Origin of the sequence: Achromobacter sp. Bel (assembly GCF_012928505.1) — a bacterium.
Classification (GTDB): Bacteria; Pseudomonadota; Gammaproteobacteria; order Burkholderiales; family Burkholderiaceae_B; genus Achromobacter.
This window is the reverse complement of sequence record NZ_JABBJN010000004.1, coordinates 190315-202320: the sequence shown is the minus strand read 5'-3', so window position 1 is coordinate 202320 and position 12006 is coordinate 190315. Positions and strand designations below refer to the sequence as shown.

Here is a 12006-nt window from a genome sequence, read left to right as displayed (position 1 = left end):
ATGGACCCCTCTCAACTGCCCCGCCTCACGACCGGCCAGCCGTACCCGCTAGGCGCGGTCAGCGACGGCCTGGGCGTGAACTTCGCGGTCTTTTCCGCCAACGCCACCCGCATCGAGTTGTGCGTGTTCGACGCGCGCGGCCGCAAGGAACTGCGGCGGTTCGATCTGCCGGAATGCACGGACGAAGTCTGGCACGGCTACCTGCCCGATGCCCAGCCGGGACTGGTCTATGGTTACCGTGCGCACGGCCCCTATGACCCCCGCAACGGCCATCGCTTCAATCCGCATAAGCTGCTGCTGGACCCCTATGCGCGCCACCTGACCGGCCCGGCCAGCTGGAGCGATGCCCTGTTCGGCTACCGCATGAACCACGCGCGCGCCGACTTGTCGATGGACCGCCGCGACAGCGCGCCGGCGATGCCCAAGGCCATCGTGACCGAAGACGTGCCGTTCAATTGGGGCAACAGCAAGGCGCCGCACACGGCGTGGGTGGACACCACGATTTACGAAGTGCATTTGCGCGGTGTCTCGATGCAGCGTGAAGACCTGCGCCAGCCGCTGCGCGGCACCTGCGCCGCCTTGGCCGACCCGCGCTTCATCGAACACCTTAACCGTCTGGGCGTTACCGCCGTGGAACTGCTGCCGGTGCACGCCTTCCTGCAAGACCGGTTCCTGCTTGAGCGCGGCCTGCGCAATTACTGGGGCTACAACACGCTGTCGTTCTTTGCGCCCGAACCCGCGTATCTGCAGCGCGGGCCCAACGACTTGCGCCAAGCGGTGCGCCGCCTGCACGCAGCCGGCCTGGAAGTGATTCTTGACGTGGTCTACAACCACACCTGCGAGGGCAGCGAATTGGGCCCGACGATGTCGTGGCGCGGGCTGGACAACGCCAGCTATTACCGCCTGATGCCCGGCGAAGAACGCTACTACATCAACGACACGGGTTGCGGCAACACGGTGAACCTGTCGCATCCGCGCGTCTTGCAGATGGTGATGGATTCGCTGCGCTATTGGACGCAGTCCTACGGCGTGGATGGGTTCCGCTTCGACCTGGGCGTAACGCTCGGCCGCGAAGGCACGGGCTTCGACCCGGGATCGGGCTTCTTCGACGCCCTGCTGCAAGACCCGGCACTGGCCAGCGTGAAACTGATTTCGGAACCCTGGGACATCGGACCCGACGGCTATCAATTGGGCAACCACCCGCCGGGGCTGGCCGAATGGAACGACCGCTACCGCGACACCGTCCGCCGCTATTGGCGCGGCGATGAAGGCATGCGCGGCGACATGGCGGCCCGGCTATGCGGGTCGCGCGACGTCTTCGACCGACGCCACCGCCGGCCCTGGGCGAGCGTGAATTTCGTGGCCTCGCACGATGGCTTCACCACCCAGGACCTGGTCAGCTACGACGCCAGCCACAACGAGGCGAACGGCGAAAACGGCAATGACGGCCACGCCGAAAACTACAGCCGCAACTGGGGCGAGGAAGGGCCGACAGAGGACGACGCCATCCTCGCCCGGCGCGGCCAGGTGCAACGGGCGCTGCTGGCGACGCTGTTCCTGTCCGACGGCACACCGATGATGCTGGCCGGCGACGAATTCGGCAACAGCCAGGACGGCAACAACAACGCGTATTGCCAGGACGGCCCCCTGTCCTGGCTGGACTGGACGCTGGCCCAGAGCGACACCGGGCGCGCGCTAAGCCATTTCGTCGCGCGTGCCGTCGCGCTGCGCCGCGATCATCCCAGCCTGCGCGCCGCGCGCTTTGGCGACGCTGCCCAGGAAATCTGCCCCGGCGTGGCCGCCATCAGCTGGTTCGACACCGACGGCGGCCCAATCGGCCAGGAATCCTGGGACGATCCGCAGACGCTCGCGATGGCGCTGCGCCGGGCCGCGCTGCGCGATGACGGCAGCGCGGACATCACGCTGCTGCTGCTGAACCCGGGCGACGAGCCCGCCGCCTTCACGCTGCCCGAACCCGCGCAACCCTGGATCCGCGAACTGGATTCCGCCACGCAAGTTCCGGCCGCGCCGGTATCCGAGGCCAGCGTCACCGTGCAGGCCCATGCCCTGGTGCTGCTGTCGGCCGCCTGCATTCCCGGAGGAACACCATGACGGCGTGGCCCGAGCCCTATACCCATGGCGCGCAGCCCCTGCCCGATGGCCGCACGCGTTTTCGCCTGTGGGCCCCCACCGCGCCGGCGGGGCTGGCGCTGGCCGTCGACGGACGCGATCCCATTGCGCTGCATCCCGGCCCCGACGGCTACGCCCAGGTCGACGTGGATTGCCCTCCCGGCACGCGGTACCGCTACCGCATCGGCGATGGCCTGCTGGTGCCGGATCCGGCCTCGCGCCAGCAGGACGGCGACGTGCATGGCGCCAGCGTCGTTCCGGGGCCCGACGCCTATCCATGGCGGCACCCGTCCTGGCACGGGCGGCCTTGGGCGGAATCCGTCATCTACGAAGTGCATGCGGGCCTGGCCGGCGGCTTCGCGGGGGTAGCCGCCAGGTTGCCCGAGCTTGCGGCACTGGGCGTCACCGTCGTCGAACTGATGCCGGTCGCCGACTTTCCCGGCCCGCGCAATTGGGGCTACGACGGCGTGCTGCCCTATGCGCCGGACGAAGCCTACGGTTCCCCGGACGCGCTCAAACACCTGGTCGACACCGCGCACGGCTTGGGAATCAGCATGATGCTGGACGTGGTCTACAACCATTTCGGCCCCGACGGCAACTATCTGCCGCAATATGCGGCGCCGTTCTTCCGCCACGACGTCTCCACGCCCTGGGGCCCCGCGATAGATTTCCGCCAGCCCGCGGTGCGCCGCTACTTCGAAGAAAACGCGTTGTACTGGCTGACGGAATTCCGCTTCGACGGATTGCGCCTGGACGCCGTGCACGCGATCCCCGATCCGGACTGGCTGGTGGAGCTGGCGCAGTTCGTGCGCGGCCAGATCCCCGCGCAGCGCCATATCCACCTGGTCCTGGAAAACGACGACAACCGCGCCAGCCTGCTTGGCCAGGGTTACGACGCGCAATGGAACGACGACGCCCACCACGTGCTGCACCACTTGTTGACGGGGGAGTCCCACGGCTATTACGCCGACTATGCCGACCACCCGGCCAACGCGTTGGCGCATTGCCTGGCGCAAGGCTGGTTGTACGAGGGCCAGCCGTCGCGCGTGCGACACGGCGCCCCGCGCGGCGAACCCAGCGGCCATCTGCCGTCCACGGCGTTCGTGCTGTTCCTGCAGAACCACGACCAGACCGGTAATCGGGCGGCAGGCGAGCGCTTGACGGTTCTGGCGGAGCAAAACCCGGAACGCCTGCGCGCCGCCGTCGCGCTGCAACTGCTGGCGCCGCAGATTCCACTGATCTTCATGGGGGAAGAGGACGGCAGCCGCGCGCCATTCCTCTATTTCACCAGCCATTCAGACCCCGCCCTGGCCCAAGCGGTGCGGGACGGACGCCAGCGGGAATTCTCTTCCTTTCCCGACTTCAGCGCCGCGGATGCCGCCGCCCTGCCGGACCCGAACGCCGAAGCCACGTGGGCGCAAAGCGTCCCTTGGGCGGCGGCGGGCGGCGGGGACCAGGACGAAGGCGAATACACGCGTGATGCGCAACCGTGGCGCACCCTGTATGGGGCGCTGCTGCACCTGCGCCAGCGCCTCATCGCGCCGCGCCTGCCCGGCACGCGGTCCGTGGCGGCGTGCGCAGTCGGACCGCAGGGCGTCCACGCGCAGTGGCGCCTGGGCGATGGTGCCATGTTGACGCTCTACGCCAATCTTGGACCGGAACAGGCAGCGCTGCCCCCCGACCTTGCGCCGGCGGGTCCGCTGTTTTCCTCGCTCCTGTTCGAATCCCGGCCGGGCGCGTTCGACGCGCTGGGGCGGGGCAGCCTGTGCGCCGACAGCACGGTCTGGCTGCTTGAGGACGCCGCATGAACGCCCCCTCGCCCAACGCCCTGTCGACCCTGGCCGCCGAAGCCGGGATCATTGAAGATTGGATCGGCGCCGACCATCGCCCTCGCCGCGTTTGCCCCGATACACTGCGCGCCCTGCTCGACGCGATGGACCTGCCCGCCGGCTCGAACGCGGACATCCGCGACAGCCGCCACCGCCTGGCCGCCGCCTCCGCGCAACGCCGCTTGGCCCCGCTGCTGATCGCGCGGTCCGGCGAAACCGTCGAACTTCCCGCCGATTGCGCCGGCGTCTGCCAGTTGCAGGCCGAGTCCCGGCCGCCCGTGACGATACGCACGGCGAGCGCGCCCGACGGCGCGACGACGCTGTGCGCGTCCGTCGAACCGGGCTACTACGCGTTGACCACCCCCGGCGGCGTCACGACATTCGCCGTCGCGCCCCTGCGCGCCCCAGCGGTTGACGAACTGTTGCGCATCAAAGATGCCCGCGCATGGGGATTGGCGGTCCAGCTCTACAGCCTGCGCCGGCCCTCCCCCGACCTGGCGCGGGCCACGCACGGCTTCGGAGACTTCGGCGCGTTGCGGGATCTGGCCGCCGCCGCAGGCGCTGCGGGCGCGGATGCGCTTGCCATCAGCCCCGTCCACGCCATGTTCGCGGCGGACCCCGCGCATTGCAGCCCCTATTCGCCGTCCAGCCGCCTGTTCCTGAACACGCTGTACGCGGACCCCGCCGGCGTGCTGGGTGACGCGGCGGTGCACGACGCATTGACCGGCATGGACCAGGCGCGATTGCGCGCGCTGGACGCGCAGCCGCTCATCGACTGGCCAGCCGCCGCGGCGTCGCGCCTGGAATTGCTGCGGCGCGTGCACGCCCGCTTCCCGGCCGGCGCCACGGCGGCGCAACGCCAAGCCTATGACCACTACCGCGAGTCGGCCGGGCAAGACTTGCGCGACCACGCCTTGTTCGAAGCGCTGCATGCGGACCAGGCGCGCACGCATGGCGCGCCACGGCCCTGGACCGAATGGCCGGCCGACCTGCGCAACCCGCGATCTCCCGCCGCGCAACGCTACGCCGCGGCGCACGCGAACGACATCGACACGCACATGTTCAGCCAGTGGCTGGCATCGGCCAGCCTGATGCGAGTCCAGCAAACCGCCCGCGACGCCGGCATGCGCATCGGCGTGCTGGCGGATCTGGCCGTGGGCGGCAGCCCCGCAGGCAGCCACGCCTGGAGCCGCCAAGGCGACCTGATGACCCGCACCAGCGTGGGCGCGCCGCCGGATCTGCACAATCCACTGGGCCAGGGCTGGGGCCTGACCGCCCTGTCGCCGGCCGCCTTGCGGCAATCGGGATTCTCGGCCTTTCTGGCGATGCTGCGCGCCAGCCTTGCCCACGCGGGCGGCGTGCGCATCGACCATATCCTGGGCATGGCCCGGATGTGGTTGATCCCGGATGGCGCGCCGCCCCAGGACGGCGCCTATCTGCGCTACCCGCTTGCGCAGTTGCTGCGGCTGACGGCGCTGGAGGCGTGGCGGCACGGCGCTCTGGTCGTCGGCGAGAATCTCGGCACCGTGCCCGACGGCTTCGACGCCCAACTGCAGGAACAGGGGCTGCTGGGCATGAATGTGCTGTGGTTCATGCGCGCGGCAGATCCGACGGCGGATGCCGCCCACGCGGTGCCGGACCCATCAACACCGTTGCCGGAAGCCACCCAGCCGGCTGGCGGAGCGAACCCGCCCCCCATCGAACCCGCCGGCTTCCTGGCGCCGGGCGATTGGCCGCCGCACGCCGTGGCCATGACGACCACGCACGACCTGCCCACACTAGAAGGCTGGTGGCATGCGCAGGACATCCTGTGGCGGTCGCGGCTGGGGTTGCTGGGCCCGGAACAGGACGAGGCCGCGCTGCGCGCCGGACGGCTTGAAGACCGCGCTGCCTTGTGGCGGGCCGTGCAGATGTCGTCGCCCGCCGCATCCACGCTGCCGCTTCCCCGCGAGCCGCCCGGCGCTGAATTGCTGGGCTTTGTCGCGGCGACGCCGTGCCCGCTACTGCTGGTGACGCTGGAAGACCTGACGGGCCAATTGGATCAGCCCAATCTGCCGGGCACCATCGCCAACCATCCCAACTGGCGCCAACGCGTGCCGCTGTCCGTCGCCGATTGCCTGAATGCGCCGGCCAGCGTCGCGCGTCTGCAACCGGTGCGCGCCCTCAGGGGCCGCGTGATACGGGGCCGGCCATGAGCGCGCCCCGCGCCACCGCGCGCCTGCAATTGCACGCCGGATACACGCTGGACGACGCCCGCGCGCAGCTTCCCTACTATGCGGCACTGGGCGTCAGCCACCTGTACCTGTCGCCCATCACGCAAGCGCGGGACGGATCGACCCACGGCTACGACGTGATCGACCACCAGCGCATCAGCGCGGCGCTGGGCGGAGAAGCCGCGTTGCGCCGTCTGGCCGCCGCCGCCCGCCCGCTGGGCCTGGGGTTGATCGCCGACATCGTGCCCAACCACATGGCCGCGCATCCCTCCAACGCATGGTGGGCCGACGTGCTGCGGCTGGGCCAGCGCAGTACGCATGCGCGTGCCTTCGATATCGACTGGCAACCGCCCGAACCGGGCTTGGGCGGCAAGGTCCTGCTACCGGTGCTGCCGGAACCCTATGGGCAATCCCTGCACGCGGGCGCCATACGGCTCGTCCACGACGCGGACGGCTTCTTCGTCGCCGTCGGTGACCTGCGCCTGCCCCTTGCGCCGGGATTCGGGGCCGGCGCCCCGGACGCGGCCGCGACATGCGCCGCCCACGATATCCATGCCGCCGACGGGCGCGCACGCCTGCACGCCCTGCTGGAGCGCCAGCATTACCGGCTGGCCTGGTGGCGCACCGCGCCCGAGCAGATCAACTGGCGCCGGTTCTTCGAAATCAGCGAACTGGTCGGCGTGCGCGTCGAAGACGACGCCGTTTTCGACGCGGTGCATGGGATGGTGTTGCAGTTGTACCGGGAAGGCGTCCTGGACGGGCTGCGCATCGACCACGTCGACGGGCTGGCGAGTCCGGGCGCCTATCTGCGCCGGTTGCGCCACCGGCTGACGCAGGCAAGGGGCGAACGCGCAAGCGCCTACCTCATCGTGGAAAAGATCCTGGCCGACGGCGAAACCCTGGATTTCCGCTGGCCGGCCGACGGCACGACGGGGTACGACTTCATGGACCAGGCGGGCGCGCTGCTGCACGCGCCCGGCGCGCAAGCGCCGTTGGACGCCTTCTGGAATGAACTCAGCGGCGACTCCCGCGACGCGCCAGCCCAGTTGCACGACGCCCGCCAGCGCATGCTGGCCCGGCACTTTCCGGCGGAACGCCTGGCGCTTGCGCGTGCGTTGGCCAGCGTCGCCCGGATGGACCCGTCCACGCGCGACTGGACCTTCCCCGCCATCGACCGTGCCCTGACCGCCTTGCTGGCCGCGTTCCCGGTCTATCGCACCTACGCGGAAGACGGGGGCCGCAGCCCCGCCGACGCGCACTGGTTCGGCATCGCGCTGGAAGAGGCGCGCGCGGCGCTAGGCCCGGACACGGCCGGCGCACGCCTGCTTGCGCAACTGGACCAATGGCTCTGCGGCGCGTCGCTTGAAGATGGCGGGGCGACGGCCTGCCCCGGCACGGCCCCCGCCCCCGATGCGCTGGTCGAGGCGCTGGCGCAGTGCCTGCGGCGCTTTCAGCAACTGACGCCGCCGCTGGCGGCCAAGGCACTGGAAGACACGCTGTTCTACCGGCGCGGGCCGCTGCTGTCCCGCAACGAGGTCGGTTCAAGCCCCGAACGATTCTCGCTATCGCCCGATGCGTTCCATGCGCTGTGCGCCGAGCGCGCCGTCCATTACCCCCACGCCATGCTGGCCACCGCTACCCACGACCACAAGCGGGGCGAAGACACGCGCGCCCGGCTTGCCGTGCTGAGCGAAGCCCCGCATGCGTGGATCGGCCTTGCCCAGGCCTGGGTGCCACGCCTGGCCCGGCTGGGCCCCGTGGCGCCGGCCGACGCGTATCTGCTGCTGCAATGCCTGGTCGGCGCATGGCCGCTGGGCCTCGCCCCCGCTGCGTCCGGCCAGCCGTTGGCGGAGTATCTGGACCGCGTCGCGCAATGGCAGGAAAAGGCGCTGCGCGAGGCGAAGTTGCGCACCAGCTGGACGGACCCCGACCCGGCCTACGAAGACGCGGCGCGCCGTTGCATCGATGCGCTGCGCGACACCGACGACGGCCGTGACCTGCGACGCGAAATCGGAGAGTACGCGCTGCGCATCGCGCCCGCCGGCCTGGTCAACAGCCTTGCACAGACGTTGCTGCGCTGCACGCTGCCCGGTATGCCGGACCTTTACCAGGGCACGGACCTTTGGGATTTCAGCTTGGTCGATCCCGATAACCGCCGCCCGGTCGACTATCCGGCTCGGGCGCGCCTGCTGGCTATGGACGATGCGGGCGCGCCAATCCCTACTCGCGCCCAGGCGTGGCAGACCGGTGCGATCAAGCAGGCCCTGATCCGCCGCGCGCTGCACCTGCGCGTCCGCGACCCGGCGATATTCAGCCACGGGACCTACGAGCCGCTGGCCGCGCACGGTCCGCAGGCCGCGCATGTGCTGGCCTACCTGCGGCGTCACGGCGCCCGAAGCGTGCTGATCGTCGTCCCCCGGTCATGCGCGCTTGCGCTGGGCACTCATGCGCAGGGCCAAGCCGCGCAGGCGCGACCGTTCTGGGACGGCACGCGAATACGGCTGCCGGCCGGCCTGTCCACGGACGGTCTGCTCAACAGGCTGTCCGGGCAGCGTCCGCAACCCGGCGCCGCCGGCGACATTGAGCTGGGTGAACTGCTGCGCGATTGCCCGGTCGCGCTCTGCGTCACCGGTTGACGCAGACGACGCCGCGGCGGCGCATTTGCGCCGCCGCCGCTTTCTCTTTACGCTGCGGTTCTTTCGCAGGCCGGAATCCGCCGGTCCGGGATCCCTTCCTATCCGACCACGATGATCCGTCCCAGGCAGGCCTCGCGCAGATGATCGCGTTGCTGCAACCCTTCTTTCGCGAAGACTGGCGCCCCTACGCCGAAACCGTGGAGCTTGCCGCGCCGCCTGCTGGCGCCTGCAAGGCCGCCGCCCTGCTGGGCGATGAAGCCGGCCTGGCGGATGCGCTTGCCCGCCATCGCCGCCATTGGTCGGATGCCGATCCGCGTGCGGTCGCGTCCGCCTGGGCCATGAGCTACCTGTGGACGCTGCTGCCGCCCGTGGCCGCGGCCGCCAGCGGCGCGCGCCACGCGCTGCCTGCCCGCAGCGACGCCATGTGGATCGAACTGGACGCCAACGCGGCGCCTGCCCGCTTTCGGATCGCGGCGCTGGGGGCGCCGGATTCGGGCGGCGATGTCTGGCGCCGGTACGACGCGCTGGTCTGGCACCACCTGCTGCCATTGGCCGACGCGCTCTTCCGCGCCAGCCGCTTGCCGCGCAAAGTGGTATGGGGCGGCGCGGTGCGCTACCTGGAGGTCGTGCTGAAGGCTGTCGAGACGCAGACGCAAGGCACCGCGGCAAGCGACGCCGTGCGCCAGGACAGGCTGGCCCTGCTGGAGAATCCCTGGTGGGGCGACAAGGCCTGCGAACGCGCCAACCCCTTGTGCCTGCCGCCCAGGACCTCGCGCCGCCCCGGTCCCGCGACGACGCTGCACCGCGAGTGCTGCCTATACCACCTGTTGCCGACCGCGCAATACTGCGCGGCCTGCCCGCTGGCGCCCCAGCACCGGGCAGCCGCCAAACCACGTTAGCAACCGTGCGGCAACGGCAGACAACTGCCGCCCCGCGTCGGTGCTGATTAGTACTGGTACCGCATCGTCATCATCGCGCTGCGTCCCGCTCCCCACGCGCCCTGGCTGTAGAACCCCACCTGGCTGTAGTACTTGCGGTCGAATACATTGTTCACGTTCAATTGCGCCGACAGATTGCGGTTGAACCGGTAACGCGCCATCAGGTTGGTGATGGCGTAGCTGCCCTGGCCCACGCGCTCGGCGCCATTGGGACCGTTGGCGATCGTGTAGACATGGCTCTGCCAGTTGACGCCACCGCCCACGGTCAGCTTGTTCCAGTCGCCGGGCAATTGATAGGTCGTGAACACGCGCACCAGGCTGCGCGGCTGGTCCGTCTGGATCGCATTGCCGTCGCCGTCGCTGGCGGTCCAATGCGACCAGCCCGCGGCCAGGTTCCATCCCGGCGTGACTTCGCCCGAGACTTCCAGGTCGAAACCGCGGCTGCGCGTGCCTTGCGCGGCCCGATAGGCCTGGTTGATCGTGCCTGGCACCAGGTAGCCCGTATCGGCCTGCGCGACGTTGTCCTGATCGATCTGGAACACGGCAGCGCTGGCGTTCAGCCGGCCCTCCAGGAATTCGCCCTTGACGCCGGCCTCATACGACTTGCCCTCAAGCGGGTCCAGCCAACCACCGGTACGATCCTGGTAGCTTTGCGGATTGAAGATCTCCGTATAGCTCACATAGGCGGTGTAGGTGTCGTTGATGTCGTACAGCAGCCCGGCATACGGCGTGAACGCGTTCTTGTCGAAAGCCGTGTGGTCGCCCCCGCCGAAGCCGACAGAGTCCGTCTTCCAGGTGCTGTAGCGGCCGCCAACGATGAACTTCAACGGATCGGCCAGGTTCAGGCGCAACGCGCCGTACCAGCCCGCCTGCTTGGTCGTATAGCGGCTGGCCGTGACCGAGGTGCTGTTCCATTCGGGTTCCGGATACGAGCCGTCCCAATTCAGGAAGTTGCCGACCGGCGCCGCGGATAGGGACGAACGGTAGTCGAAGTCCGCATATTGGCGACTGAAGCTCGCGCCCACCACGGCCTCGTGGCGACGGCCGAACATCGTGAACGGACCCGACGCTTTGACGTCGACGCTGTTCTGCTTGCGGTCGCCCAGATACCAGGAAGGCGACGCCCCCATGCCCAGGCCGGTTTCCCGGTCGGGCCAGCCGTACAGGTACAGCAGCTTGCCGTCCATCTCATGCTTGGAATGGGACGCGACTGCCTGCACACGCCAGTCGTTGTCGAAGCGGTGCTCCAGGCTGGCAAACCCGCCTTGGGTCGTGCTTGCCCAGGAACTCCAGTCCGCCCCGGTGTTCAGCGAACGCTTCCAGTCGGTGCGCCCGCCGTCTGCGTACCACAGCGGGAAACCGCCCCAGCTGCTGCGCTGCGGGTCATTGTCCTGGTAGTTGAACCCCGCGCTCACGGTGGTGCGCGAGGTCAAGTCGGCATCCACCACGCCGTAGAAAACCTTCTTCTTGTTCTGGTAGCCGTCCAGGAACGAATGGCTGTCCTGATAGGCCGATACGATGCGGCCGCGCACGCTGCCGTCCGCATTCAGCGGCGTCGACAGGTCCAGCGTGCCGCGGTAGTTGTCCCACGTGCCGGCGCTGACGCTGATATCTGCCTTGAACTCGCGGCTGATGGCGTGCTTGCGGACCAGATTGATGGACGCGGACGGATTGCCGGCGCCGGTCAGCAGGCCGGTCGCGCCCCGCACGACTTCCACGCGGTCATAGATGATCGGGTCGATGGACGATTCGCCCCCGGCGTAGCCCGTGTCGAAACTCGTCGGGATGCCGTCATACATGTAGTTGCTGACGCTGAAACCGCGCGAACTGAACGAATAGCGCTCGCTGTCGTAGTTCTGCACCGAGATGCCGGGCGTACTGGCCATCACGTCGGTCAACGACCGCATGTCTTCGTCTTCCATGCGCTGGCGCGTCACGACGGTGACCGATTGCGGCGTCTCGCGCAGCGTCAAATCCAGCCCGGTGCTGGCGGCGGTGGCGCGCGGCGTGTAGGAACCGGTGCCTTCCGTCGTGGTGCTGTCGGTATCACCCACGACTTGCACGCTTGGCAGGGTGGACACCCCGGTTTCCTGCGCCGTCGCGGCGGCGGACGCCAAGGCCAGGAATAGCCCCCACGCCACGCGCGCGCTGCGTGCTTGCTGCCCCTCAGGGGCGTTCAGGGTGAAACGGGGACGACTTTTGGATGGACGGCCACCCGGCCGGTGAACTTGCATGCTGACTACCTCTCCCACAGCGGTGT

General features: G+C 69.3%; 6 protein-coding genes. 5 read left to right on the top strand and 1 reads right to left on the bottom strand.

Annotation, left to right across the window (positions count from 1 at the left end; genetic code table 11):
- The 5 genes from glgX to fhuF all read left to right on the top strand — a co-directional run bounded on the left by glgX (position 1) and on the right by fhuF (position 9707).
- Entirely contained in the window at positions 1–2112 is a 2112-nt protein-coding gene (gene glgX / locus HG262_RS04495) for a glycogen debranching protein GlgX (RefSeq protein ID WP_169269898.1), read from the top strand.
- The gene (gene treZ, locus HG262_RS04490) at positions 2109–3938 is read left to right on the top strand and encodes a malto-oligosyltrehalose trehalohydrolase (protein ID WP_169269897.1); all 1830 of its coding nucleotides are present in this window, start codon (positions 2109–2111) and stop codon (positions 3936–3938) included. The genes glgX and treZ overlap by 4 nt, the downstream gene beginning before the upstream one ends.
- Positions 3935–6154 carry a 4-alpha-glucanotransferase gene (gene malQ / locus HG262_RS04485; protein WP_169269896.1) on the top strand — a complete coding sequence of 740 codons (2220 nt, stop codon included), beginning with the start codon at positions 3935–3937 and terminating at the stop codon, positions 6152–6154. The genes treZ and malQ overlap by 4 nt, the downstream gene beginning before the upstream one ends.
- Positions 6151–8808, top strand: a complete 2658-nt coding sequence (treY, locus tag HG262_RS04480; protein ID WP_169269895.1) for a malto-oligosyltrehalose synthase — start codon at positions 6151–6153, stop codon at positions 8806–8808. The genes malQ and treY overlap by 4 nt, the downstream gene beginning before the upstream one ends.
- A gap of 140 nt (positions 8809–8948) precedes the next feature.
- Complete coding sequence (gene fhuF / locus HG262_RS04475; protein ID WP_169269894.1) at positions 8949–9707, top strand: siderophore-iron reductase FhuF; 759 nt, start codon at positions 8949–8951, stop codon at positions 9705–9707.
- A 47-nt stretch (positions 9708–9754) separates the two neighbouring features.
- On the opposite strand, the gene fhuE is transcribed toward fhuF, so the two are convergent.
- Positions 9755–11980, bottom strand: coding sequence for a ferric-rhodotorulic acid/ferric-coprogen receptor FhuE (fhuE, locus tag HG262_RS04470; protein WP_248293234.1), 2226 nt, complete (start codon positions 11978–11980; stop codon positions 9755–9757).
- Positions 11981–12006: the final 26 nt, after the last annotated feature.

Bases quoted from the DNA above. Each gene is read 5' to 3' on its own strand.
- malQ (WP_169269896.1), top strand. From the start codon at position 3,935: ATGAACGCCCCCTCGCCCAACGCCCTGTCGACCCTGGCCGCCGAAGCC.
- glgX (WP_169269898.1), top strand. From the start codon at position 1: ATGGACCCCTCTCAACTGCCCCGCCTCACGACCGGCCAGCCGTACCCG.
- treY (WP_169269895.1), top strand. From the start codon at position 6,151: ATGAGCGCGCCCCGCGCCACCGCGCGCCTGCAATTGCACGCCGGATAC.
- fhuE (WP_248293234.1), bottom strand. From the start codon at position 11,980: ATGCAAGTTCACCGGCCGGGTGGCCGTCCATCCAAAAGTCGTCCCCGT.
- treZ (WP_169269897.1), top strand. From the start codon at position 2,109: ATGACGGCGTGGCCCGAGCCCTATACCCATGGCGCGCAGCCCCTGCCC.
- fhuF (WP_169269894.1), top strand. From the start codon at position 8,949: ATGATCGCGTTGCTGCAACCCTTCTTTCGCGAAGACTGGCGCCCCTAC.